Source organism: Corallococcus sp. M7, from assembly GCF_054512695.1.
Genome location: NZ_CM137252.1, coordinates 969,201 through 992,386 on the forward strand (window position 1 = coordinate 969,201; position 23,186 = coordinate 992,386).

The following is a 23,186-nucleotide window of genomic DNA, read 5'->3' on the forward strand; positions in this document are numbered from 1 at the left end:
CATGCGAGCCGTCGCCCTCACGAAGTACCTCCCCAGTGACCATCCCGAAGCCTTCGTCGACGTGGAGCTGCCGGACCCCACGCCCGGCCCCGGAGACCTGCTGGTGCGCGTGCGCGCCGTCTCCGTGAACCCGGTGGACGTGAAGGTCCGAGCGCCCAAGGACAAGGTGGAGTCCTCGCCGCGAGTGCTCGGCTGGGACGCGGCCGGCGTGGTGGAGGCGGTGGGCAAGGACGTGAAGCGCTTCCGCCCCGGTGACGAGGTGTTCTACGCGGGCTCCATCGCGAGGCCCGGCACGGACTCCGAGCTGCATGTCGTGGACGCGCGCATCGTCGGCCGCAAGCCGAAGGGGCTGACGTTCGCCCAGGCGGCCGCGATGCCGCTCACCTCCATCACCGCGTGGGAGTTGCTGTTCGAGCGCCTGGGCGTGCCTCAGCGGAAGACGGGCACTTCCAGGGACGCGCTGCTCGTGGTGGGCGGCGCGGGCGGCGTGGGCTCCATGGCCATTCAAATCGCCAGCAAGCTGACGGACCTCACGGTCATCGCCACGGCGTCGCGGCCGGAGACGGTGGAGTGGTGCAAGTCCCTGGGCGCGCACCACGTGGTGGACCACCGTCAGCCCCTGGCCGAGCAGGTGAAGGCGCTGGTGCCGGGCGGCGTGCGCTACGTGATGGCGCTCACCGCGACGGAGCAGCACTTCGCGCAGTTGGTGGAGCTGATGGCGCCCTTCGGGCAGTTGGGCATCATCGACGACCCGCAGACGCCGCTCGATGTGAACGCGATGAAGCGCAAGAGCTTGGCGCTCCACTGGGAGCTGATGTTCACGCGCGCGCTCTACGACGCGGATCCGCTCTCCCAGCAGCGGCTGCTCGACACGGTGGCGGACCTGGTGGAGGCGGGGACGCTGCGGACGACCATGACCCAGGACTTCGGTCCGCTCACGGCCGCGAACCTCCGGCGCGCGCACGCGGCGGTGGAGACGGGCCGCACGCTGGGCAAGATCGTGCTCAGCGGCTTCCCCTGAGCCTTCGCGGAGGCGGTGAAGTCCGCGACGCCCGCCGGTAGACTCCCGGGCATCGTGGAAGACACCTCCGGAAGCGCGTGGCGTGCCTGGGCGAAGCGGGCCGCCGCGTGGTCCGCGCCCGCGCTCTTCTCCGCGCTGGAGACGTACACGTTCAGCCGGGACATGGCCGGGGCGCCCGCGCTGTGGCGGGTGTTCGCGGCGCAGATGCCCGCCTGGTACGTGTGGCTGCCCCTCACGCCATGGCTCACCCGGCTCGCGGCGCGCGAGCCCCTGAGTCCCCCGAGGCCGCGCCCCGTCCTCGTGCATCTGGCGGCGTGTCTGGGCATGGGTGCCCTGTTCGCCGCCGTGTACGCGCTGACGACGGCGCAGTTCATGCCCGGGCGGGATGCCACCTGGACCGCGCGCTGGCTGCGGGCCTGGTGGGGCTGGCTGCCGATGATGGGCATGGCCTACGCGACGGTGCTGGCGGTGGCCTCCGCCACCCGGGCCTCGCAGCGGGCGAGGGACAGCGAGCGGCAGGCCGCGGCGCTCGCGGTGCAACTGGCCGAGTCCCGGCTGCTCGCGCTCCAGACGCAGTTGCAGCCGCACTTCCTCTTCAACACGCTCAACGCCATCGTGGTGCTGGTGCGCGAGAAGGAGACGGAGGAGGCCGCGCGCATGCTGGTGCTGCTGAGCGACCTGCTCCGGCAGTTGCTCCAGCAGGGGGCCACCCAGGAGGTGTCCCTGCGCGACGAGGTGGCCGTGCTGTCGCGCTACCTGGAGCTCCAGCAGCTGCGCTTCGCGGACCGGCTGCGGGTGGAGTGGGCGGTGGAGCCGGAAGCACTGGAGGCCCGAGTGCCCCACCTGGTGCTCCAGCCGCTCGCGGAGAACGCGCTCCGCCACGGCATCGGCGTGCGCTCCGCGTCCGGAGTCCTGCGCATCGGAGCGAGGCGGTGCGGAGACGCGCTGGAGCTGACCGTGCAAGACGATGGTCCGGGACTGCCCCGGGGCTTCGACCTGGAAGCGGCAAGCGGTATCGGCCTGTCGAACACGCGCGCGCGTCTGACGCAGCTCTACGGTGAAGCAGGACGGCTGGGAGTCACCAACGCGGAAGGGCAGGGCACCGTGGCCACGGTCCTCTTGCCGTGGCGCTCCATGCCGGGTGCCGCCAGGGTGGCGCATGGCTGAGTTGCGCGTGCTGCTGGTGGACGATGAGCCGCTGGCCCGGAAGGGATTGCGGCAGGCTCTTGCGCGCCATCCGGACGCGGTGGTGTGCGGCGAGTGCCGCGACGGCCGCGAAGCGGTGGAGGCCATCCGCGCCCAGCGCCCCCACCTGGTGCTGCTGGACGTGCAGATGCCGGAGCTGGATGGCTTTGGTGTGCTGCGCGAGGTGGGCGCGGAGCAGATGCCCGCCGTCATCTTCATCACCGCGTTCGACACCTTCGCCGTGAAGGCCTTCGACGTGCACGCGGTGGACTATCTGGTGAAGCCCTTCGACGACGCGCGCTTCGACGAGGCGCTGGCCCGGGCCCGTCAGAGGCTGCGCGCGGGCGAGGCCGCCGAGCTGGGCCGGCGGCTCGCGGACCTGCTGGCGGACGCGGGTCCGGCACCCAGGCCCGCCGAGCCTCCCGCGGACCGGCTGCTGGTGCGCGTGGGGCTGCGCTCCGTGCTCGTCCCCGTCGCGGACATCGAGTGGGTGGAGGCGGACGACTACTGCGTCACGCTGCACGCGGACGGGAAGGCCCATGTCCTGCGCGAGACCCTGGCGGCGCTGGAGGCGCGGCTGGACCCGGAGCGTTTCGTGCGCATCCACCGCTCCGCCATCGTCAACGTCGCGTGCATCCAGGAAGTGCACCGGCCCTCGCCCACGGAGCAGGTGGTGGTGCTGCGAAGCGGCATGCGCCTGCGAGTCAGCCGCAGCCGCCGCGAGCACCTGGAGCGGCGCCTGGGCCGGGCCCGCTGAAGCCTCCCAGCAGCCCAGGCTGGATAGGATGCTCCCATGCTCCTTTCCAGGAACGACTTCCTGCCGCGCGCGGAGGCCACGCTCGCCCGGCTGGACGGTGCCCTCCGGGATGCGCTCTCCCATCAGGGCCCGCCCCGAGTCACGACCCTGGAGAGGGCGTTCCCCAAGGACGCGCCCCTTTCGCCCGCCGCGCTCGCGAAGGCGCTGTGTCCCGGGCCTGTGTCGCATGTCGGCCTGGCCGCCGTGGTGATGCGCGAGCTCCTTGAGCCCGTGGACGCCGTACTGGATGCGTCGCTGTCCAAGGCCACGGTCGTGACGGGCAACGCGAAGGCTCCTGGTTCGCTGCTCGTCACCTGTCCCCTCCTCGTGCTGGGCGACCTGGAGGTCGATGGCGTCCTGGACGACTGCGGACCGGATTCAACCATCGTGGTCCTGGGCCGCTGTGTCGCACAGGGGCTGCGGACGTCGGGGAACCTCCTGGTCCTGGGCGACCTGTTGGTCCGGGACGTCATCCAGGGCGTCTACAACGATGAGAGCCTCATCGTGGCGGGCAACCTGGAGACGCGCTTCCTGGATGAGAATGATCACGAGGTCGCGTGCTACGGAGAGCTCCGCACGGAACATCGCTTCGAGAACGGGCGCTCCGGCGAGGAGGCCGCATCGCAGGCCTCCGCCTTCCTGGTGCCCGGCCTCTGCGACATCGAGCTCGGTGAAATCGACCACGACGAGCTCTTCGAACGCATCCGGCGGAACGAGCCGGTCTTCACCGAGACGAAGAAGCATCCTTGAGGTGAATGGCCTCAGGGCTCGCGGACCTTGTCCACGGCGGTGGTGAGCGCGCTCCAGTCCGTGGGCTTCAGGTGCATGCCGAACACCCGGGCCACCGGGAGCTTCTCGCGTGCGGCCACTTCGACTGTTTCGTCCACCTGCTGCACGTTGAAGAACGCGCCGTCTGGCTGGGGCTGCACCAGGTCGGATGTGTAGAGCAGCCGGTGTTCCGGCAGCCATGCGAACAGCATCCGCTCGCCCGTCTCCGTGCGCACCGGGACGAGCTCCAGCCGGTTCTTTCCGGTGCCGAGCACTCGCCGTCCGTCCACGACCTGGAGCTTCGCGGCGCGTGGCTTCCTGGCCAGCGCATCCGGCACGAGCGTGCGCGGCGCCGCCACCAGCCGCTCCACCAGCGCTCGGTTGAGATCCAGCACGTGCACCGGGATGCCCCGGGCCACGTACTCGCGCAGCCCTCCGATGTGCGGCCAGGCGTCGCTGGTGGACACCACGGCCTTCACCTTCAGGTTCGGGAAGCGCTTCGCGGCCTCGTCCACCACTCGCGCCGAATAGCCGGACGCGAGCGGGCCCTCCACCACCACCACGCCGTCGTCCTGCGCCACCAGGGCCACGTTCCAGGCTCCCGGCAGTTGCACCACTCCGGGTGCCACCTCCACGGGCGGCGCTTCCGGCCGGACCACGGGGGTTTCGTCCAGCTTCCTTGCCCGGCGGGCCTCGAAGCCCTGCTTCACGTCATCCGGCACGGCGAAGTCCGCATCCTGGAGCGGCGGATCCACCGTCACCGCCGTCACCGTGACGGAGTGGTGGGGCTCGCCGTTGCGCGCCCACTCCCAGTGACGCGGATAGCGCAGGCCTCCCGGCTCCAGCGTCCACGCCTGGAAGGACAGCACCGTGCGCACGTCGCCCCAGACACTCCAGAAGGGATCCTCCGGATGCGCGTCCACTGTCTCCACCGCGGTGGGCAGACCCGTGCGGGCGTTGAGGAAGAGGCGCACGCTCGCGCGGTCCTGGTGGAAGGTGACGACGTGGTGGGGCACCTCCTGTAGCAGCGTGTCCGCCTGGGCTCGCAGGTCCTTCGCGTCCAGGGCCGCGAGCAGCACGTGCTCGGGCGCGAACGCCAGCCGCTCCTGCATGTCTTGCAGTTGCGCGGCGCCCAGGGGCCTCCACTTCCCCTGGAAGTCCGCCGCCGCCACGCCGTCGGCGAGCAGCATCGTCACGCCCTTCCACTCATCCAGCACCATCCCGCGGCTCTCGGACTTCTGGCGCAGGCGGCCCCGGCGCAGGTCGCGCACCTCTTCGAACTGCTCGTACATGACGAGGAAGGGCGGCGTGGGGCGCTCGGACTGCTCCAGCAGGTTCCAGTGGCCCACGCCGCGAAGGCGCAGACCCGTGAGCGCGCGGAGCCGGGCCTCGCCGCCCATGGCCCCGGCGGCGGCGCGGACGTGGACGAGAGCGGGGGACTCGGCGGCGGAGGCGGGCAGGGTGAGCAGCAGCGCCGCGACAGTGGACAACAGCAGGGGGCTTCGCATGGCCCCACGATGTCGCGGCCGGAACCTGCCTCCAGGGGCCATGCCGCCAGTGACCCGAATGGCGCGGCGAACGGTGCTCGGGACGCGGCGAATGGCGACGGCCCGGCTGTCCCGTCCGCACCCGGCAGCCAGCCTTGCTTGGGGCCCGGCCGCACGGCCGGTCGCAGGCCAGCGGGACGGTGCACATCTTCGCCCGGGGTGAAGGGACCCAGGCGAGAGGTGGACCATGAAGAAGACGGTGGCGGACCAGTTCGTGGAGGTCCTCGCGCTCGCGGGGGTGAAGCGCATCTATGGCGTGGTGGGCGACAGCCTGAATGCCCTCACGGAATCGCTGCGCCGCCGGGGCGACATCGAATGGGTGCCCATGCGCAACGAGGAGGCCGCCGCCTTCGCCGCGGGCGCGGAGGCGCACCTCACCGGGCAGCTCGCCGTGTGCGCGGGGAGCTGCGGCCCCGGCAACCTGCACCTCATCAACGGCCTGTATGACTGCCACCGCAGCCGGGCGCCGGTGCTGGCCATCGCCGCGCAGATTCCCTCCGTGGAGCTGGGCACCGGCTATTTCCAGGAGACCCATCCGGAGTCGCTCTTCAAGGAGTGCAGCCACTACTGCGAGCTGGTCTCCGGCCCCAACCAGATGCAGCGCACGGCGGAGATCGCCGTCCGCAGCGCGGTGGGCAAGGGCGGCGTGGCCGTGGTGGTGCTCCCCGGCGACATCGCCATGCTGAAGGCGGAGGACGCTCGCGCTCCCACGCCGGAGTCGCTGCTTGCATCGCCGTCCCAGCTCATGCCGTCCTCCGCGCAGGTGGAGCAGATGGCCGCGCTGCTCAACCGCGGCGGGCGCGTGACGCTGCTGTGCGGCGCGGGCTGCGAGGGCGCGGGCGCGCAGGTGGTGGAGTTGGCGAAGCGGCTCCAGGCGCCCGTCGTCTCCGCGCTCCGGGGCAAGGAGTTCGTGGAGAAGGACAACCCCCACTTCGTGGGGCTCACGGGGCTCATCGGCTACGCGTCCGGGTACTGGGCGATGATCGACTGCGACGTGCTCCTGATGCTGGGCACGGACTTCCCCTACCGGCAGTTCTACCCGGACAGCGCCGACACGCGGATCATCCAGGTGGACGTGCGCGCGGAGAACATCGGCAAGCGCACGCGGGTGGACCTGGGGGTGGTGGGCAGCGTGTCCGCCACCGTCCAGGCGCTCCTGCCCCGCATCGAGGCGAAGCGCGACACGAAGCACCTGGAGCGCGCGCTCGCGCACTACCGCAAGACGCGCGAGGAGCTGGACTCCCTGGGGCAGGGCACGGTGGGGAGGAAGCCCATCCACCCGCCGCAGGTGGCTCGCGCGTTCGACCTCCAGGCGTCCGACGACGCCATCTTCACCTGCGACGTGGGCCTGCCCACGGTGTGGGCCGCGCGCTACGCGACCATGAAGGGCGGCCGGCGGCTGGTGGGCTCCTTCAACCACGGCTCCATGGCGAGCGCCCTCGCGCAGGCCATTGGCGCGCAGAAGGCCTTCCCGGACCGGCAGGTCATCGCCTTCTCCGGTGACGGCGGCTTCACGATGTTGATGGGGGACTTCATCGGCCTGGTGCAGTTGGGGCTGCCCATCAAGGTCGTGGTGTTCAACAACAGCTCCCTGGGCTTCGTGGCCATGGAGCAGCAGGTGGGCGGCATGCTCGACGTGGGCACGACGCTCCAGAACCCGAACTTCGCCGCGCTGGCCGAGGCCGTGGGCATCAAGGGCATTCGCGTGGAGGACCCGGGGCAGGTGGATGAAGCCGTCCAACTGGCGCTCGCGACGCCGGGCCCCGTGCTGGTGGACGCCGTGGTCAGCAAGGCGGAGCTGGTGATGCCTCCCCGCGTCACCGCGTCCATGGCCGCGGGCTTCACCCTGTTCGGCATCAAGGCCCTGCTCAACGGCCGCACCAACGAGGTGCTGGAGCTGGCGCGCACCAACCTCTGGCGCTGAAACCCCTGGCATTTCCAGCGGTTGGACGGGGCCCGGGAAAAATCAGCAGGGCCGCGAATCCATTCGGCCCGTGGCCGCCTCTTAGTTGGCGAATGGGGATTTTCCCCGTCGCACGAGGCAGGTCCCATGGGCTCGACATCGACTCCCGACGCGCTGTTGCTCGCGGCCCATGCCGGTGACCGCGGCGCGATGGTGCACCTGCTGGAGCTCCAGCAGCCGAACCTCCGGCGCTACGCGCAGAAGCGCTGCCTCATCAGCGACGTGGACGACGCGGTCCAGGAGGCCCTGCTGGTGATGTCCCGTCACCTGACCGCCGTGCGCAAGCTGAAGTCGTTCTCCGGGTGGATGTTCCGCATCGTCCAGCGCGAGTGCCGCCGTCTGGCCCGCACGGTGCTGAAGAACGACCCCTACGAAGAAGCGCTCGTGGACCGGTGGATGTCCGCGCACACGCCGGACTCGCTGCGGCTGGACATGGCGTCCGCGCTGGAGTCGCTGCCGCCGCAGTACCTGGAGGTCGTCGTGCTGCGCGACTTCGAGTCGCTCTCCATCCGCGAGATGGCCGAGCGCCTGTCGTTGGAGCCGGCGGCGGTGAAGAGCCGCCTGCACCGCGCCCGCGTGATGATTCGCGAATACCTGCTGGCCTGAAGCCCCATCCCTCTCATCTGGAGTCCTGTCATGGCGAACCCCCTGTCCACCCTGGGCATCATCCACACGCTCGTGAGCGTGCCTCCCCTCGTCTTCGGCGTCTGGGCCTTCGTGCGCGACGGGCGCATCGACCCGGGGACGCGCGTCGGCAAGGCGTACGTCGCCAGCATGGTGACGTCGGTGGTGACGTCGTTCGGCCTGTCCAGCACGGGCGGCTTCAACCCGGGCCACGCGCTGGGGCTCGTGGCGCTGCTGCTCATGGCGGTAGGCGCGGCGGCGCCGGGCCTGGGCGTGTTCGGCCGCGCCACGGAATACGTGCGGACCCTCACGTACTCGGCCAGCTTCATGGTGCTGCTGGTGCCGGGCATCAACGAGACGCTGACCCGGCTGCCCGCGGACAAGCCCCTGGCCGACAGCCCGCAGTCCCCGGTGGTGCAGGCGGCCCTGGCGGCGCTGCTGGGCCTGTTCCTCTGCGGCGCCACGTACCAGGTGCTGCGGCTGCGCGCCCGGACGTATGGCCATGTAGGCGGGCTGCCGAATCGCTGAAAAGCGCGGGGCGTGTCGATTCGTGGGGGCCTGATTCGACGTGAGGTAGAAGGCCCGCGATTTCCACCTGAACGGAGCACGCCATGGACGCCACCCTCTCCTCCACCACCCCCGGGGTGGACGCCTCCCCGAAGAAGAAGTCGTTCACCCGCTTCCTGCCGACGGCGGCCCGCGTGTTCATGGGGCTGGTGTTCTTCGTCTTCGGGCTGAACGGGTTCCTGGAGTTCATTCCCACGCCCAAGGACCTGAACCCGGCGGACCCGGCGGTGGCCTTTGGTGTCGCGATGAAGGCGACGGGCTTCCTGTTCGCGCTGGTGAAGGGCACGGAGACGGTGGTGGGCCTGTTGCTGCTGGCCAACCGCTTCGTCCCGCTGGCGCTGGCGCTCATCGCGCCGGTCATCGTGAACATCTTCCTGACGCACGCCTTCCTGGCGCCCGCGGGCCTGGGCATGGCGGTGATGCTCCTGGCGGCCGAAATCTTCCTGGCCTGGTCCTACCGGGCGGCGTACCGCCCGATGCTGGCCATGCGCGCTAAGCCTTCCTAGCCGCCTCGCGCAGCTCCATGAGGAGGCGGCCCAGCATGTTGCCGCCGCTGCCGTCTCCTCCGTCGCCCCAGTAGTCGTCGTTCTCCGTGTGCTCCACCAGCTTCGCGTCGCCCGTGGCCTGGAGCAGGCGCGCAAGGTCCGCATGCTGGGAGAACTTCGCCTGGAGCGCCTCGCGCATCACCGCCACCTTCACGGATTCCCAGTCGCGGCGAAGCTTGCGCTTGCGGTCCCGTCCCATGCGCGCCGCCAGCATCGGGGAGTTGGCCTTGCGGATCTCCTCCTGGTCCGAGGCGTTCTCGAACTTCTGCGCCTGGAAGAAGTGCTCCGTGGTGGGCCAGGTCTTGCCCCGGACCTTGATGGGGTAGGGCGCGAAGTTCGAGCACCACCCATAGTCGTCGGTCACGCTGTAGAAGTGGATGACATCGGCCATGGCTGGAGCTTGGCGCACCGCCCGTGCTCGCGCCAGCGGTCGGGCTACTTCAGGCTCTTGAGGTCGATGACGAAGCGGTACCTCACGTCACCCTTCTCCAGGCAGGTGCTGGTGGCGATGGCGGAGGTGGGCCTGGCGCTCATGTATGCCTTTGAGCCCACCTCTCGACTTCCCCAGCCGCGCCCAGGTGTCCCCCGCGTTCCGCGCCTTCCTCGACGTGGCCCGCGAGGTGACGGCCGAACGGCCCTGAAGGTCAGTCGCGCGGCGGGCCGCGGCGGCGGTCCACCACGCCCGTGGTGACGGGCAGCTCCGCGGACTCCTCGCTCTGGGCGCGCAGGCTCATGGACCTGGCGCTCTCCGCGGGCAGCCCCGCCCAGGTCCGCAGCCGCTCCAGCGCCACGGCCTGCTCCGCTGCCGGCAGGGCCGTGATGCGGGCGCCGTGGTTTCCGCCCGGCTGGAAGAACCGGTACGAGTCATTGCGCGCGCTCACGCTGAACGCACCCGTGGACCAGGGGTCGTTCTCTCCGTAGACGAGCAGGATGCGCTCGCCGAACGCCTTCACCCAGCCCTCCACGATGGGCATCACGAACGGGTTGAAGGGATACGGCCGCATGTCGAAGGGCACGAGCGCCCGCGGGTCGTAGCCCCGGGGATAATTCAGGACGCCGCTCAGGTGGGCCTCGTCGGACGCGTAGCTGCCCAACTGCGTGCCGGCCTGGAAGTCATAGGGCGCGTAGTAGTTCAGGTCCGCGTCGCTCATGTACGAGAGGCCGACCACCTCATCCATGAAGTCCACCAGTCCCTGCGCGGTGCCTCCCCGCGGAGGAATCGTGTCACACCGCGACGCGTTGCCGTACTGCCAGAAGGCGAAGGGGAGCTCGAGGGTGCTGAACTCCAGCGCCTTGTCCACGCCCAGGAAGTCGTAGGTGCTGCCGTAATACGCCGAGGCCGTCGCCTGGAAGAGCGGCTCCACCTCCGCGCGCCGCTCCAGCACTTCCCGCTGGAAGCCGCGGATGCTCTCGCGGCACTCGGGCGTGCCCAGCTTGCTCAGGAACTTCACGTAGCGCGGGTCCTGCGTGCCGTAGCTGTTGGGCGCCACGTAGGCCACCGTGGCGTCCACGTCGCGCGGGAAGAACGCCCGGTGGTAGAGCGACGTCATGCCGCCCTTGCTGCCGCCGGTGCTGATCCACTTGCCCGGGAAGAGCGGCTTGAAGGCCTGGACGATGCGGTGGTGGTCCGCCGCCGCCTGCTCGATGCTGAGCAGCCGCCAGTTCGCGGGCTGCGGGATGGAGGGCCCGAAGAAGCGGTGCTCCACCTGCAACTGGTTGCCCTGCACCAGGAAGGCGGGCTCCGTCTGGCCGGGGATCGTGCTGATGCCGTAGCCCGTGCTGGCCAGCACCATGGGCGCCTCCGCGTTGCGGAAGACCAGCGTCATCCGCTGCTGGAAGCGCGTGCCATTCGGGTGCAGGTGGTCCGCCGGCTGGTCATAGGACAGCACGAAGGTGCGCACGCCCGACGGGGTCGGTGGCCGCTCCAGCAGCACCGTGAGGCCGGGAATCGCCTGCAATTGCGCGAGGATGTCCGGCGCCGCGTCCTGTGTCAGGGATTGCGCCTGGACCTCCGGCGCGCTCGGGGCGATGGACTCCGGGGGAAGCTCGCTGCCGCCGCAGGCCTGGAGCCCCAGCGCCAGCGCACACGCCAGCACCGCGGGACGACCGAAGAAACGTGACATGGGTAAAGCCCTCCTTGGGTGAAAGACAGAACGAACATGCCGTTCATGTATTTCCGGAAGAAGGACTTCCCAGGTGCTTCCTGCAATTACTTGCGCAGCAACGGCTGGCCCTGGCGCAGGTGTCTGGCCAACGCGGCGTAGGAACCCTCCTGGTACCGGGCCCACGCGTCGGGGTGCAGCAACGGCTCCAGCGCTCCCGCGATGACCCGGGCGTGTCCCTGGAGGTGCGTGTCCGCGTGGACCTGGTCCACGGCGTCCGCGCGGTCGTCGGCCACCACCGCGCGAGCCGTCAGCGTGTCCGCGTAGGTGGAGTAATCGTTGAAGTAGGTCCAGGCCGCGCCGCGCAGGGTGAGGCCTGCCAGCGCGACCATCTCGCCGTGGAAGAGGAGGTTGTCCGCCTGGATGGAGCCGCCCGCGAAGAGCAGGGCGTAGTCGAACCCTTCGTGGAGGATGTTGCCCTCCACCACCAGGTCCCCCGCGACCAGCAGGCGGGACTGGTCCTCCAGGAGGAGGTGGCCCTTCACGTGGACGCGGCCCTCTTCGAGGACGAGGTCCGTTCCCTCCGTCAGCGTCAGGTCTCCGTCCACCTGCTTCGTCGCGGCGGAGACCGGGAGCCCGGCCTTGAGCTGGGCCCGCTTCGCGGCCGTCCCGCAGGGCTCGTGAAGCGAGGCGTGTTCCATCAACTTCTGGAGCAGTGACATGGTGGGACCCTGTTCGGTGGAGGGCCCTGGCTCTAAGGTCCCGGGCCATGAACGTCTACGAGATTCGCGGAGCCTTCGGTCTGGACAACCTGGTGCGCGCGGAGCGCCCGGACCCCGTGCCTGGACCCTTCCAGGTGCGCGTGCGGGTGAAGGCCACGAGCCTCAACTCGCGAGACCTGATGATGGTGGAGGGCCGCTACAACCCGCGCCAGAAGCTGCCGCTGGTGCCCAACTCGGACGGCGCGGGCGTGGTGGACGCGGTGGGCCCGGGCGTCACGCGCGTGAAGCCAGGCGACCGGGTGATGACGCTGTTCGCGCAGGGCTGGCAGGCCGGTGAGCCGACGAAGGCCATCACCGCCACCACGCTGGGCGGGCCGCTGGATGGCGCGCTCGCGGACACGATGCTCCTGCACGAGGACGGCGTGGTGCCCACGCCCGCGTACCTCACCGACGAGGAGGCCGCCACGCTGCCGTGCGCGGCGGTGACGGCGTGGAGCGCGCTCGTCACGCAGGGCGGGCTCAAGGCCGGGGACACGGTGCTGGTGCAGGGCACGGGCGGCGTGTCCATCTTCGCGCTACAGATTGCCCGGCTGTTCGGCGCGCACGTCATCGCCACGTCCAGCCGCGACGACAAGCTGGAGCGGGCCCTGAAGCTGGGCGCGCACGAGGGCATCAACTACGTCACCACGCCGGACTGGGAGAAGGCGGCGCGCACGCTCACCGGCGGCGTGGGCGTGGACCACGTGGTGGAGGTGGGCGGCTCGGGCACCTTCGAGAAGTCACTCAAGGCGCTGCGCGTGGGCGGCACCGTGTCCGTCATCGGCGTGCTGTCCGGCGGGGCGGGCACCGTGTCGCTCGTCCCCATCCTGATGCAGAACCTGCGCGTGCAGGGCGTGTTCGTGGGGCACCGTCAGTCCTTCGAGGCGCTGACGCGCGCGTTCACGCTCCATGACGTCCACCCGGTGGTGGACCGCGTGTTCCCCTTCGCGGAAGCGCGCGCCGCCTTCGAGCACATGAAGCAGGGCGCGCACTTCGGGAAGATTGTCATCAAGGTGAGCTGACCCACGCGAAGTGGAAGTGGGCCTCCACCGTGGCCGTGGCCGTGCTCTTGGGCAGGGGCGGGAAGGGCGCCGCCTTCTTCACCGCGGCGAGCGCGGCGGCGTCCCAGGCCTTGGCCCCGGACTCGGTGAGGATGGCGGTGGAGACCAGCTTGCCGTCCTTGTCGAGCACGGCCTGGACGATGGTCTTCTTGCCCAGGGCCGGCGTGCCCTTGGGGCCCGGCTGCTTCCAGGCCTTCGCCACGCGCTGGAAGGCCTGCTGCTGGTAGGTGGGGCTGTCCACCGAGCCCTGGAAGTAGGTCTGGAGCTGCGGACTGCCGCTCGCGGCCAGGGCCCCGGAAGCGAGGGCCAGCGCGAGCACCACCACGGCGGTTTTCGGGATGCGGAGCATGGGCCGAATATAGGGCCCGCTCAGCTCCTCGGCTGGGGGCCTCGGGGCGGCAGGGGCTTGGTTTCCGGGGGCTTGTTGCTGGCGCCCTTCTCCGGCAGCCAGGACAGGTCGTACACGGCCGCGTCGCCCGCGGCCCGCATCAGCACCACGGAGGCGCCGTGCGCGCCGCTCATCTCCAGGCCGGCGGAGAAGAGGCCCCGGTAGAAGCCGGCCACCACCACCGGGCGGCAGGTGAGCACGTAGCGCGTGGGGCCCGTCTGCTCCAGCCTCGCCTCCAGGTAGTTGGTGCCGGTGCGCAGGTTGCGCGTCATCCGCTCCAGCATCCGGTGCGGCCCCAACAGCCGGACGCCCGCGAGGAGCGCGCTGCCGATGAGCGTGGCCCCGTAGCCCTCCAGGAAGCGCCGGCCCACCACCTCCGCGCCGTCGTCCAGCGTGGCCGCCGGCGCGAGCACGGATGCCGCCAGCTTCAGCGACTCCACCCACACGTCCAGCGGATAGGCCACCGCCAGCTTTCCGCGAGGGTCGATGCCGACGTCGCGCAGCTGCCGCGCGCAGGGCTCGTCCAGGTGGTCACCCAGGGCGCGAATCAGCCCTTCGAAGCTCTGCTGGAAGACGAGGCGTTCGGGGGTGGTCGTCGGCATGTCCTCCCACGCTACCCGTGTGAGCGGGGCCGTCTCAACCCGCCAGGTTCCCAGGCCTCAAGAACATGACGCGGAGTGTTCGAAAACGCAGTGCGGCAGAGGCGTCGACGGGTCGGCCGACGCGGCTCGACGCGTCGCAACGGGGCGCGGGGTGGGTGCGATAGGGTCCCGGGTCATGCCGCACGACCCCCTCGCCGACATCTCCACGGCCGCGATGCAGGAGCGCGGAGCTTCGCGGGGGACGCCCCGCGCCGTGCCCGCGCTGACGGTGGTGTCCCATCCGGTCCCCCGGCGCGTGGGGGAGCGGCTGCTGTTGGACGCGGTGGTGGCGGGGCGGACGTTGGCCCTGTCGCGCAACGCGCCGGACTTCGCGAAGCCGGGCAGCTCGCTGGGGCTGCCGCTGGCGGATCCGTTCGTGAGCCGCAAGCCGCTGGAGCTCTCCGCCCTGCCGGCCGGAGGCGTGCGGCTGACGGTGCCGGAGGACGGCACGCACGTGGTCGCGGCGGGCGTCCCGCTCCAGGGCTCCAGGGACTTCGGGCCGGCGGAGTTGATGGACGGCGTGGCGCTGGAGCTGTCGGGCCGGGTGGTGCTGCTGCTGCACACGGTGGAGCTGGACGGAGGGGGCGCGGCGGACACGCAGGGCATGGTGGGCGAGAGCGCGGGCCTGCGGCGGCTGCGCGGGCACATCGCGCGGGTTGCGGACCTGGACGTGTCGGTGCTCATCCGGGGCGAGACGGGCACGGGCAAGGAGCTGGTGGCGCAGGCCATCCACGGGCTGTCACCGCGCAGGGAGGGGCGCTTCGTCAGCGTCAACCTGGGGGCCATCCCCAAGGAGCTGGCGGCGGCGGAGCTGTTCGGTTCGCGCAAGGGCGCGTACTCCGGGGCCACGCAGGACCGCGAGGGCTTCTTCCGCGCCGCGCACGGGGGCACGCTGTTCCTGGATGAAGTGGGCGAGGCGCCGCCGGAGGTGCAGGTGATGCTCCTGCGCGTGCTGGAGACAGGCGAGCTGTACCCCGTGGGCGCCAGCCAGCCGGTGCGGGTGGACGTGCGGCTCATCGCCGCGACGGACGCGCACCTGGAGGAGCAGATCCGCGACGGGCGCTTCAAGGCGCCGCTGCTGCACCGGCTGGCGGGTTACGACCTGCGCGTGCCCGCGCTGCGTGAGCGGCGCGAGGACGTGGGCCGGTTGTTCTTCCACTTCGCCCGCGAGGAGCTGGCGGCGCTGGGCGAGGCGGCGCGGCTGGACTCGGAGGATCCGCACGCGGAGCCGTGGCTGCCCGCGCCGCTGGCGTCGCGGCTGGTGCGCGCGGCGTGGCCGGGGAACATCCGGCAGCTTCGCAACCTCACGCGGCAGCTCGTCATCGGGAGCAGGGGACAGGCACGCTTGCAGCTGGATCCCCAGGTGGAGGAAGCGCTGGGGACGGCGTCCGGCTCGGCGGCACCTGCCGGGGTTCCCGCGGCGACGCCCGCCGCGGCTCCGGAGGTGCCCCGTCGCAAGCCTTCGCAGGTGACGGAGGCGGAGCTGCTGGCCGCGCTGCGGGCGAGCGCGTGGGACCTGAAGGCCACGGCGGACGCGCTGGGCATTCCGCGCCCGTCCGTCTACGACCTCATCGAGCGCAGCCCGAACCTGCGCACCGCCGGGGACCTGGGCGCGGAGGAAATCACCCGCTGCTTCGAGGCCTGCGGCGGCGACCTGGACGCGATGGCGCGCACGCTGGAGGTGTCGAAGCGCGCGCTGGGGCGGCGGTTGAAGGAGCTGGGGCTGACGGCGAAGACCCATTGAGCGGAGGGCCGCGCCGCGTGGCACGCTGGATGCTGAGCCGTCGCGTCGTCTGTTCCCATCCCCCTGGAGGGTTCCCCATGCGAAGCCGCGTCCTCTTCCCCCTGTGCCTCACCGGACTGCTGCTGGCCTGTGCCAGCGGTGGTACCCGTTCCACCCCCTCCGAAGCCGCGTCGTCCGACAGCGGGCCGGTGCTGCCCTGCACGGTGAACCCGACGCCCGACGGGGGCACCCCGGTGCTCATCACCGCCGACCCGGAAGGTAAGGTGCACTTCAGCACCACGACGGTGCAGGTGAAGGCCGGTCATACGGTGAGCTTCGTGTCCCAGGTGCAGCAGGACCGGTGCATCGGCGTGTCCATCGGTGAGCTCCTCGCGCACGACTCGCAGAACCCCCTCCTGGTGCCCGCGTGTCAGGTCGCTTACTGGAAGGCGCGCTCCAAGGATGAGCCGGGATCGACCACGCTGCTGTGGTCCTGCCCGACGACGGGCGACTGCTCCCGGTGCACGCAGCCCCAGGGCATCCGGGAGACCATCAACGGCACGCTGGAGGTCACCGGGCGCGGCGAGGACTGAAGCACGCGGTGGCCACGTCAGGGCTTGCGGGCCCTGGCTGGCCGGGCGGGCTGCCGTGGCGGCGCGGCCGGAGCCACGGCGGCGCCGGTGCTCGCGGTGACGGCCTTGAGCTCTTCGAGACCGAGCTGGATGTGCCGTGAGAGGTCCTGCGCCTTCGGGTCCTCGAGCCAGCGCTCGAACGCGACCTTGAAGACCGCCATTCCTGCCTCGGCGGCCAGGCTCGCGGCGGGCTCGGTGACGCCGCGCTTTCGAAGGGTGTCCGCGGCGGCCGAGGCAAGGGAGGCCAGCTTGATCAGCTCGCGCTCCCGAAGCTCCGCGTGCGCGGCGAGGAGTGCCTGGCGCGCCCGTGCATGGTCGCGACGGTCCTTGAAGAAGGGCGTCAGCGACTCGAGGGCGGCGGCGACCGCGTCGAGCGGCGCGGCCCCCGGAGGCGCCTCCGAGATGGTGGTGACGAGGCGCTCGTGGAGCGCGTCCGAGCCTCCGAACAGGACCTCCTTCTTGTCCGCGAAGTAGCGGAAGAAGGTCCGCTCCGTGAGCCCCGCGCGCGCGGCGATCTCCTCCACCGTCGTCCGGTCGTACCCGTGCTCCTGGAACAGGGTCATGGCGGCCTGTGCAAGCCGGTCTCGTGCGTTGGGTTCCCAGCGGCCCATGGGCACCAACATAACCTGATTGCAGTCACTGACATCACTTGTTAGTAGTGATGTCAGTAGCTGACATCAAGGAGCTTTCCATGCGCGTATTCGTCACGGGTGCATCGGGTTTCATTGGCTCGGCGGTCGTCCCTGAACTCCTGGGGGCGGGGCATCAGGTGGTGGGGCTTGCCCGCTCGGATGCTTCAGCCCGGGCCCTGGAGGCGGCGGGGGCGGAGGTGCATCGCGGCTCGCTGGACGACCCGGACAGCCTGCGCGCGGGCGCGGCGAAGGCGGACGGGGTCATCCACCTGGCGTTCATCCACGACTTCTCCCGCTTCGAGGACTCGGTGCGTGCCGACGCGCGAGCCATTGAGGCGATGGGCAAGGCGCTGGAGGGGTCCAGTCGGCCGCTCGTCATCGCGGCGGGGCTGCTGTTCCTGACGCCGGGACGCGTCGCCGTGGAGACCGACGCGGCGGCTCCAACGGGGCGTGGCGCGGCGGAGGCGACGATGCTCGCGTTGGCCGAGCGAGGCGTGCGCACGTCCATCGTGCGGCTTCCGCCGTCGGTTCATGGCAAGGGGGACCACGGCTTCGTGCCGCACCTCATCGCCTCCGCGCGGCGGACGGGCGTGGCGGCCTACGTCGGGGAGGGGGCGAATCGCTGGCCCGCCGTGCACCGTTCAGACGCGGCCCGGCTCTTCCGGCTCGCGCTGGAGCGTGCCCCCGCGGGTTCAAGGCTCCACGCCGTCGCCGACGAGGGCGTGCCCACCCGGGACATCGCGGCCATCATCGGCCGCCGGGTGGGGGTGCCGGTCGCTTCGAAGACGCCAGCGGAGGCCGGCGACTTCCTCGGCTTCCTGGGGGCACTCTTCGCGATCGATGCTCCTGCGTCGAGCGCCCGCACGCGCGAGCAGCTCGGCTGGCGGCCCGAAGGGCCCGGGCTCCTGGCGGACCTGGACGACGAGCACTACTTCGCACCGGACGCCGGTACGGTTCTGTAAGCGCGATGGGCGAAGGGCGGGTGCTTGTCTCGAACGTCGCCCTCGCACGATGCTCGGAGCCATGCCTCCACCGATCAAGGTCCGCCTCGTCCCGCATGATCCGCGCTGGGCCGACGCCGCCGTCGCGCACGGTCAGGCACTCAAGGGTGCGCTGGGAGCCATCGTGCGCGAGGTGCACCACATCGGCTCGACATCCATTCCGGGCATCTCCGCGAAGCCGATTCTCGACCTCATCCCCGTCGTCGTCTCCATGGCTGCGCTCGATGAACGGCGGAGCGAGCTCGAGGCGCTTGGCTATGAATGGTGGGGCGAGCTCGGCATGGCCGGGCGGCGCTACTGCACCCGGCAGGATCCAGTGACCGGAGAGCGCGTGGTGCAGCTCCACTGCTTCGTCGAGGGGTCGCCCGAAATCAGGCGTCACCTCGCGTTTCGCGATTACCTGCGAACGCATCCGGACGTCGCGCGCGCATACGACGATGAGAAAGCGCGGTGCCAGTGCCTCCACCCCGACAACTCCCACGCGTACAGCGACTGCAAGGCAGCCTGGATCAAGCGAGTCGAAGCCGAAGCACTGGCAGCCCTCGGCGCCCCTTGAACGAAGGCCGCGCAATCAAGGTCCGCGCGGAAGCCGAGCAAGGCCTCCTCGCGTTGTCATTCCGGTGGCAGCTTCGCGAGTGCGCGACGCAGGTCCTCGCGCAAGGTGCTCGCGTCCTTCCACCGAGGGCGCGCGGTGAGCACGGTCTCGGTCAGGGATAGTCCCTGCTGGAGGTGGGCTCGTGCGTCCTTGCCGGAGGCCGTCGCGCCCCATTGGCGAAGGAACGCGCTGTAGGCCAGGCGTGGCTCCAGGTTCTCGGGATCCAGCTCCAGTGCCTTCTGGAAGTCGCTCGCGGCGGCCTGGAAGGACGCGTCTGGCCGGGCTGCCTCGCGCGCTTGCAGTGCCTTCAATTCTCCCCGCCATCGCCACGCCTGCGCGAGGGACGGGTTGAGCTTCAGAGCACGCTCCAGCGCTTCCGAGGCCTGCGCGAGCGCTGGACGTGGGTCCTTCCCGTGCTTCAGTGCGTACGCGGCCATGGTGTGGTGCACCTGGCCCAGGTTGGTCCACGGCTCCGCGAGTCCGGGCAGCAACGTGGTGGCCTGTTGGAGTTCGGCCTGTGCCTCCTTCGCGCTCGCGGTGGGATCCTGGTCGCGAAGCAGGCGCCAGGTCGCGCGCCACATGCGCACCTCGCCCAGGTTGTTGTGCGCGAAGCCCACCTTGGGCGCCATGGCGATGGCTTGGATGAAAGCCTGCTCCGCCTGGTCCAGCAGGGGCTCTGGCGAATCTCCCCGGTCCCACGCCTCGCGGGCCTGGTCGAGCAGGATGGTCCCCACGCCGTTCTGGAGCGGCGGTAGCTTCGCGTTGATGGCGACGCCCTGACGGTAGGCCTCCAGCGCGCGGGCAAGCCCCGGCCCCGCGTCGCCGCCGTGGTCTCGCAGGCGCAAGGCGAGCGTGCGATGCACCTCCGCCAGGTAGAACCACGCGACGACGTGCCCCGGGTCGAGCGTGCTCGCGCGCTCCAGCGCCGTCCGGGCCTCCTCCAGGTCCGTGTCCTTCGAAGGCGCACGCGGATGGTTGGCGCGGTTCACATAGGCAGTGCCCATGTTGATCCACGCATCCGGCCGCTTCGCATCCAGCGCCAACGCCCGCCGGTAGGACGCGATGGCCTGCTGCCGGAAGGGCAACGAGTCCCCGCCGCGCCCGTCCTCCGAATCCGCCCACACCTTGAAGACCAGTCCCAGGTCCAGGTGGAAGTCGTAGTCGCGCGCGGACTCGGGGATGGACTCGAAGGCGGCGACGGCGGCCTTCAGTTGTTCGCGCGGATCCTCGTTCCGGTCCTGACGGTAGCGGGCCCACTGCCACCAGCTCATGGCCAGCGCGTGGCGCGCCTCCACCTTCCCGGGAGCAAGCCTCAACGCCTCCTTCGCCGCGTCGAGCGTGCGCGTGAGGAGCGGCTCCACGTCGCCACCGTTGCTGAGGCTCGCCTGGGCGAGGCGCCGGTGGAGCCGGGCCTCCAGCACCCAGGTGTCTGCTTCATCCGGAGCCGCCGTGCGCGCGCGTGACACGGCCTCCATGCCGCGCGTGTACGCGGGCTGCACGTCGCCCTTGCCGGACAGTTCCAGGATGAGGGCCTCCTGCTCCAGCTCCGCCCGCGCGCGGTGCACGGCGGACACACTGCGGCCGATGTCCGCCGCCGCGTCGTAAGCCCGCCGTCCGGCCTCCAGGTCGTCCCGGGCCGCGTCGCGTTCACTCGCCAGGGCATGGCGCACGGCGCGAGCGAGCAACACATCGCCTCGGAGCAGGGGCGCCTCGTGGAACCACGGCAGCCGCGTGCCCAGCGCGTCCAGCGACTTCAGCGCGTCCTCGAAGCGTTCCTGGTGGAATGCGCGGAGGGCCTCCGCGTATTCAGGCGCGGGCACCTCCGCGCCCCGGCCCTGCTCCAGGAAGGCCAGCGCCGGGTCACGGGAGTGCGTCCAGGCTTCGCGCCGCTTCGCCTCGCGACTGGCCGCGTCCGGGATGCGGTCCGCCTCCAACCGCTCACGCTGGTAGCGGTGGCCCAGCACCAGCGCGAGCGCATACGCCACGCGAGGCTCGCGGAAGTCCTTCGCCCAGGCGGCCTCCAGATGCGTGAGCGCGGCCTCCTCGTCCCCCAACGCGAGGAACCCGCGCCCCAGCGCGTAATGGCCCGGGCCTTCCGCGACGGGACCGGCGTCGCGCATGGACGCTTCGATGTCGCGCATGTGGGCGCGCATCGCCTCACGGTCCGGCCGCGTGTCGTGCAGGGGCGCCTGGCCGGAGTAGCGGGCCTGGGCCTCGATGCGTTCGACGCCTTCGGTGAAGCGCCGGGTCAGGGCCTCGCGGCGAGACACCTCCCGCCGGGCCATCACGCCCTGACCCACGGCGCCCATCACGGCGAGCCCGGTGATGCTCGCGACGACGACGGCGACCCGGTGGCGGGCCATCCACTTCCGCACCCGGTACGCGGGGCCGGTGCGCGCGAGGACCCGGTCTCCTTCAAGGAACCGCGTGAGGTCATCCGCCAGCGCCCGCGCGGATCCGTAGCGCCGTGAGCGGTCCTTCTCCAGGCACTTGAGGACGATGGCCTCCAGGTCCACCGGAATCGCCGCGTCCAGCTCACGCGGACGGCGAGGCTCCTGCGTGGCGATGCGTCCGAGCACCTCCAATCCATTGGCACCCGTGACAGGCGGTTGGCCGGTGAGCAGGTGGTACAGCGTGGCGCCCAGGCTGTAGATGTCCGCGCGCCGGTCCAGCCGGGTGACCTCGCCGCGCGCCTGTTCAGGCGCCATGTACTGGGGCGTACCCAGCACGGTGCCAGTGGCGGTGGCGCCATCGTCGCTGCTCCAGTCACGCGCCAGTCCGAAGTCCATCACGTAGGGGCGCAGGGCGCCGTCCTCGCCGCGCTCCACGAGGATGTTGGAGGGCTTGAGGTCACGGTGCACGAGCCCGGCCAGATGGGCCGCGTGCACGCCCAGCGTGGCGTCGCGAAGCACGAGCGCCTTCTGCTCCACGGACAGCGTACCGGCGAGCGTGTGCAGCGGCGCTCCCGCGATGTACTGCATGGCGATGTACGCGCGGCCCTGGACCTCACCGACCTCGTACACGCGGCAGACGCGCTCGTGGTCCACGCGGGCCTGGGCGCGGGCCTCGGAGATGAAGCGGCGGGACAGCTCCGGGTCCTCGTCGCGCACGAACTTCAGCGCCACGTCACGGTGCAGCCGCAGGTCCCGCGCCAGGAAGACGCGGCCCATGCCGCCCTGGCCCAGGAACCGGATGGGTCGGTAGAGCGTCCAGTGCGGCACCGGGAACACGGGCCCGTCCGTCACGGATGCGGGTGCGGCGCCTGGAGGCAACGTGTCGTCCGCGGTGCCCGGCGGAGGCGCCACGCGCTCGGGCGCGGCCGCATGGGCGAGGCCGTGCGGCTCACCGTCGCTTGGATGGAGTTCGTCGCGGAGCGGCGCATGCGGAGAGCCGTCTCGCGGGCGCACTTCGTCGCGGAGCGGCGCATGCGGAGAGCCGTCTCGCGGGCGCACTTCGTCTCGGAGCGGCGCATGTGGCGCGCCGTCTCGCGGGCGCTCTCCATTGCTCACGGGGAGCGGCGTCTCCGCCTCCATGCTCCGGCGCAGCAATATGAGCGAATCCGCATTGAGCCGCCCCCTCTCCACGAGGAGCTGCAACGGGGACACGCCACGCCGCGCCGCCTCCTCGCGCAGGGTGTCCACGTCCTCGCGGGAGAGCAGCCCCTCGGCCAGGGCCATGCGCAGCTCCGCTTCATTCGTCTCACGCACGCCCGGAAGCGTACCGGAGCCCCCATCCCCCACGCACGGCGGCGCGGCGCGACTTGCGATGCCCGGCCGCCCGTTCCCAAGATGCGCGGCATGAGCTCCATGTGGGTCCTGGAAACGCCGCAGCCGCCGCCGGACGCGCGCATCGCCTATGGCGAAGCCCCGCAGCAGTTCACCGAGCTGCGCAAGCCCAAGGGCAAGGGTCCGCACCCCGTGGTCCTCTTCGTCCATGGCGGCTTCTGGCGCGCGGAGTACGGCCTGGAGCACGCGGGCCACCTGTGCGCGGACCTGACGAAGCGCGGCTTCGCGACGTGGAGCCTGGAGTACCGGCGCGTGGGCCAGGACGGCGGCGGCTTCCCCGGCACCCTGGAGGACGTGGCCTCCGCGGCGGACCACCTGATGAGCGCGGCTCCGTCGCTGGGGCTGGACCTCTCCAACGTGGTGGCCATGGGCCACTCCGCGGGCGGCCACCTGGCCATGTGGCTCGCCGCGCGGCACCGCCTCCCTCCAAAGCACCCGCTGTACCGCGACGCCCCGCTGAAGCTGAAGGGCGTGGTGTCCCTGGCCGGCGTGCTGGACCTCGCGCAGGGCGCGGCGCTGGACCTGGGCAATGGCATCGTGAAGACCTTCATGGGCGGCACCCCGGAGCAGGTCCCGGAGCGCTACGCCGTGGCCTCACCCGCCGCGCTCCAGCCCCTGAAGCTGCCGCAGGTCCTCATCCACGGCACCGAGGACGACACCGTCCCCCTGAAGGTCAGCGAGGGCTTTCACGCCCGGGGCGTCCAGCAGAAGGACCCGGTGCACCTGGTGCCCCTGAAGGGCGCGGGCCACTTCGAGCTCATCGACCCGCGCTCCAAGGAGTGGCCGCGCGTGGTCCAGGCCGTGAAGAACCTGCGCTGAGCATCCAGGCAGCCGGGCCCCCTGTTCCCT

The 23,186-nt window shown here is 71.1% G+C and carries 22 protein-coding genes; 14 read left to right on the plus strand and 8 right to left on the minus strand.

Annotated features, from left to right (window positions below):
* Window position 1 precedes the first annotated feature (1 nt).
* The 4 genes from ACX114_RS04110 to ACX114_RS04125 are packed head-to-tail and all read left to right on the plus strand — an operon-like array spanning window position 2 to window position 3,752.
* Complete coding sequence (locus tag ACX114_RS04110; RefSeq protein ID WP_459294921.1) at window positions 2–1,021, plus strand: zinc-binding alcohol dehydrogenase family protein; 1,020 nt, start codon at window positions 2–4, stop codon at window positions 1,019–1,021.
* 54 nt (window positions 1,022–1,075) lie between these two features.
* On the plus strand, window positions 1,076–2,188 hold the full coding sequence (locus tag ACX114_RS04115; RefSeq protein ID WP_459294923.1) for a sensor histidine kinase: 1,113 nt from the start codon (window positions 1,076–1,078) through the stop codon (window positions 2,186–2,188).
* A complete protein-coding gene (locus tag ACX114_RS04120; RefSeq protein ID WP_459294925.1) occupies window positions 2,181–2,963 on the plus strand; it encodes a LytR/AlgR family response regulator transcription factor in 783 nt (260 codons plus the stop codon). The genes ACX114_RS04115 and ACX114_RS04120 overlap by 8 nt, the downstream gene beginning before the upstream one ends.
* A 36-nt stretch (window positions 2,964–2,999) precedes the next feature.
* Complete coding sequence (locus tag ACX114_RS04125; protein WP_459294927.1) at window positions 3,000–3,752, plus strand: hypothetical protein; 753 nt, start codon at window positions 3,000–3,002, stop codon at window positions 3,750–3,752.
* Window positions 3,753–3,763: 11 nt separating this feature from the next.
* On the opposite strand, the gene ACX114_RS04130 is transcribed toward ACX114_RS04125, so the two are convergent.
* Window positions 3,764–5,278 (minus strand): MBL fold metallo-hydrolase, encoded by a 1,515-nt coding sequence (locus ACX114_RS04130; protein ID WP_459294929.1) that lies wholly within the window; start codon window positions 5,276–5,278, stop codon window positions 3,764–3,766.
* Between the two features lie 226 nt (window positions 5,279–5,504).
* On the opposite strand from ACX114_RS04130, the gene poxB reads away from it, so the two are divergent.
* From poxB to ACX114_RS04150, 4 genes are all read left to right on the plus strand, one after another.
* Window positions 5,505–7,241, plus strand: a complete 1,737-nt coding sequence (gene poxB, locus ACX114_RS04135) for a ubiquinone-dependent pyruvate dehydrogenase (protein WP_459294931.1) — start codon at window positions 5,505–5,507, stop codon at window positions 7,239–7,241.
* Window positions 7,242–7,367: 126 nt separating this feature from the next.
* Window positions 7,368–7,886: an RNA polymerase sigma factor gene (locus ACX114_RS04140; RefSeq protein ID WP_459294933.1), complete on the plus strand. Its 519-nt coding sequence runs from the start codon at window positions 7,368–7,370 to the stop codon at window positions 7,884–7,886.
* A gap of 30 nt (window positions 7,887–7,916) precedes the next feature.
* Window positions 7,917–8,432, plus strand: a complete 516-nt coding sequence (locus tag ACX114_RS04145) for a DUF2306 domain-containing protein (protein ID WP_459294936.1) — start codon at window positions 7,917–7,919, stop codon at window positions 8,430–8,432.
* Window positions 8,433–8,515: 83 nt separating this feature from the next.
* Window positions 8,516–8,977: a DoxX family membrane protein gene (locus ACX114_RS04150; protein WP_459294938.1), complete on the plus strand. Its 462-nt coding sequence runs from the start codon at window positions 8,516–8,518 to the stop codon at window positions 8,975–8,977.
* Here ACX114_RS04150 and ACX114_RS04155 read toward each other — a convergent pair.
* The 3 genes from ACX114_RS04155 to ACX114_RS04165 all read right to left on the minus strand — a co-directional run bounded on the left by ACX114_RS04155 (window position 8,964) and on the right by ACX114_RS04165 (window position 11,840).
* Window positions 8,964–9,407, minus strand: coding sequence for an NADAR family protein (locus ACX114_RS04155; RefSeq protein ID WP_459294940.1), 444 nt, complete (start codon window positions 9,405–9,407; stop codon window positions 8,964–8,966). The genes ACX114_RS04150 and ACX114_RS04155 overlap by 14 nt on opposite strands.
* A 253-nt stretch (window positions 9,408–9,660) precedes the next feature.
* Window positions 9,661–11,139 carry a S28 family serine protease gene (locus tag ACX114_RS04160; protein ID WP_459294942.1) on the minus strand — a complete coding sequence of 493 codons (1,479 nt, stop codon included), beginning with the start codon at window positions 11,137–11,139 and terminating at the stop codon, window positions 9,661–9,663.
* A gap of 86 nt (window positions 11,140–11,225) precedes the next feature.
* Window positions 11,226–11,840, minus strand: coding sequence for a hypothetical protein (locus ACX114_RS04165; RefSeq protein WP_459294944.1), 615 nt, complete (start codon window positions 11,838–11,840; stop codon window positions 11,226–11,228).
* Window positions 11,841–11,887: 47 nt separating this feature from the next.
* On the opposite strand from ACX114_RS04165, the gene ACX114_RS04170 reads away from it, so the two are divergent.
* Window positions 11,888–12,901 carry a zinc-dependent alcohol dehydrogenase family protein gene (locus ACX114_RS04170; RefSeq protein ID WP_459294946.1) on the plus strand — a complete coding sequence of 338 codons (1,014 nt, stop codon included), beginning with the start codon at window positions 11,888–11,890 and terminating at the stop codon, window positions 12,899–12,901.
* Here the strand turns inward: ACX114_RS04170 and ACX114_RS04175 are convergent.
* Both ACX114_RS04175 and ACX114_RS04180 read right to left on the minus strand, forming a co-directional pair.
* Complete coding sequence (locus ACX114_RS04175; RefSeq protein ID WP_014393665.1) at window positions 12,888–13,289, minus strand: TonB family protein; 402 nt, start codon at window positions 13,287–13,289, stop codon at window positions 12,888–12,890. The two genes, ACX114_RS04170 and ACX114_RS04175, sit on opposite strands and share 14 nt — an antisense overlap.
* A gap of 20 nt (window positions 13,290–13,309) precedes the next feature.
* Window positions 13,310–13,930, minus strand: a complete 621-nt coding sequence (locus ACX114_RS04180) for a DUF2378 family protein (protein ID WP_459294949.1) — start codon at window positions 13,928–13,930, stop codon at window positions 13,310–13,312.
* A gap of 175 nt (window positions 13,931–14,105) precedes the next feature.
* On the opposite strand from ACX114_RS04180, the gene ACX114_RS04185 reads away from it, so the two are divergent.
* Together ACX114_RS04185 and ACX114_RS04190 are read left to right on the plus strand one after the other, a co-directional pair.
* Window positions 14,106–15,713 (plus strand): sigma 54-interacting transcriptional regulator, encoded by a 1,608-nt coding sequence (locus ACX114_RS04185; protein WP_459294951.1) that lies wholly within the window; start codon window positions 14,106–14,108, stop codon window positions 15,711–15,713.
* A gap of 77 nt (window positions 15,714–15,790) precedes the next feature.
* Entirely contained in the window at window positions 15,791–16,285 is a 495-nt protein-coding gene (locus ACX114_RS04190; protein WP_459294953.1) for a hypothetical protein, read from the plus strand.
* 17 nt (window positions 16,286–16,302) lie between these two features.
* Here the strand turns inward: ACX114_RS04190 and ACX114_RS04195 are convergent, their stop codons facing one another.
* Entirely contained in the window at window positions 16,303–16,935 is a 633-nt protein-coding gene (locus ACX114_RS04195; RefSeq protein WP_459294955.1) for a TetR/AcrR family transcriptional regulator, read from the minus strand.
* Between the two features lie 80 nt (window positions 16,936–17,015).
* Between ACX114_RS04195 and ACX114_RS04200 the strand changes: the two genes are divergently transcribed.
* Together ACX114_RS04200 and ACX114_RS04205 are read left to right on the plus strand one after the other, a co-directional pair.
* Entirely contained in the window at window positions 17,016–17,918 is a 903-nt protein-coding gene (locus ACX114_RS04200; protein ID WP_459294957.1) for an SDR family oxidoreductase, read from the plus strand.
* 61 nt (window positions 17,919–17,979) lie between these two features.
* A complete protein-coding gene (locus ACX114_RS04205) occupies window positions 17,980–18,513 on the plus strand; it encodes a GrpB family protein (RefSeq protein ID WP_459294959.1) in 534 nt (177 codons plus the stop codon).
* Between the two features lie 56 nt (window positions 18,514–18,569).
* Here the strand turns inward: ACX114_RS04205 and ACX114_RS04210 are convergent, their stop codons facing one another.
* On the minus strand, window positions 18,570–22,259 hold the full coding sequence (locus ACX114_RS04210; protein WP_459294961.1) for a protein kinase domain-containing protein: 3,690 nt from the start codon (window positions 22,257–22,259) through the stop codon (window positions 18,570–18,572).
* A gap of 90 nt (window positions 22,260–22,349) precedes the next feature.
* Here ACX114_RS04210 and ACX114_RS04215 point away from each other — a divergent pair, with 90 nt between their 5' ends.
* Window positions 22,350–23,156, plus strand: a complete 807-nt coding sequence (locus ACX114_RS04215; protein WP_043322605.1) for an alpha/beta hydrolase family protein — start codon at window positions 22,350–22,352, stop codon at window positions 23,154–23,156.
* The last annotated feature ends 30 nt before the right edge of the window (window positions 23,157–23,186 follow it).

Coding starts and splice junctions, on each gene's coding strand:
- ACX114_RS04110 (WP_459294921.1), top strand. CDS start 2: ATGCGAGCCGTCGCCCTCACGAAGTACCTCCCCAGTGACCATCCCGAA.
- ACX114_RS04120 (WP_459294925.1), top strand. CDS start 2,181: ATGGCTGAGTTGCGCGTGCTGCTGGTGGACGATGAGCCGCTGGCCCGG.
- ACX114_RS04125 (WP_459294927.1), top strand. CDS start 3,000: ATGCTCCTTTCCAGGAACGACTTCCTGCCGCGCGCGGAGGCCACGCTC.
- ACX114_RS04130 (WP_459294929.1), bottom strand. CDS start 5,278: ATGCGAAGCCCCCTGCTGTTGTCCACTGTCGCGGCGCTGCTGCTCACC.
- poxB (WP_459294931.1), top strand. CDS start 5,505: ATGAAGAAGACGGTGGCGGACCAGTTCGTGGAGGTCCTCGCGCTCGCG.
- ACX114_RS04140 (WP_459294933.1), top strand. CDS start 7,368: ATGGGCTCGACATCGACTCCCGACGCGCTGTTGCTCGCGGCCCATGCC.
- ACX114_RS04145 (WP_459294936.1), top strand. CDS start 7,917: ATGGCGAACCCCCTGTCCACCCTGGGCATCATCCACACGCTCGTGAGC.
- ACX114_RS04150 (WP_459294938.1), top strand. CDS start 8,516: ATGGACGCCACCCTCTCCTCCACCACCCCCGGGGTGGACGCCTCCCCG.
- ACX114_RS04155 (WP_459294940.1), bottom strand. CDS start 9,407: ATGGCCGATGTCATCCACTTCTACAGCGTGACCGACGACTATGGGTGG.
- ACX114_RS04160 (WP_459294942.1), bottom strand. CDS start 11,139: ATGTCACGTTTCTTCGGTCGTCCCGCGGTGCTGGCGTGTGCGCTGGCG.
- ACX114_RS04165 (WP_459294944.1), bottom strand. CDS start 11,840: ATGTCACTGCTCCAGAAGTTGATGGAACACGCCTCGCTTCACGAGCCC.
- ACX114_RS04170 (WP_459294946.1), top strand. CDS start 11,888: ATGAACGTCTACGAGATTCGCGGAGCCTTCGGTCTGGACAACCTGGTG.
- ACX114_RS04175 (WP_014393665.1), bottom strand. CDS start 13,289: ATGCTCCGCATCCCGAAAACCGCCGTGGTGGTGCTCGCGCTGGCCCTC.
- ACX114_RS04180 (WP_459294949.1), bottom strand. CDS start 13,930: ATGCCGACGACCACCCCCGAACGCCTCGTCTTCCAGCAGAGCTTCGAA.
- ACX114_RS04185 (WP_459294951.1), top strand. CDS start 14,106: ATGCCGCACGACCCCCTCGCCGACATCTCCACGGCCGCGATGCAGGAG.
- ACX114_RS04190 (WP_459294953.1), top strand. CDS start 15,791: ATGCGAAGCCGCGTCCTCTTCCCCCTGTGCCTCACCGGACTGCTGCTG.
- ACX114_RS04195 (WP_459294955.1), bottom strand. CDS start 16,935: ATGGGCCGCTGGGAACCCAACGCACGAGACCGGCTTGCACAGGCCGCC.
- ACX114_RS04200 (WP_459294957.1), top strand. CDS start 17,016: ATGCGCGTATTCGTCACGGGTGCATCGGGTTTCATTGGCTCGGCGGTC.
- ACX114_RS04205 (WP_459294959.1), top strand. CDS start 17,980: ATGCCTCCACCGATCAAGGTCCGCCTCGTCCCGCATGATCCGCGCTGG.
- ACX114_RS04215 (WP_043322605.1), top strand. CDS start 22,350: ATGAGCTCCATGTGGGTCCTGGAAACGCCGCAGCCGCCGCCGGACGCG.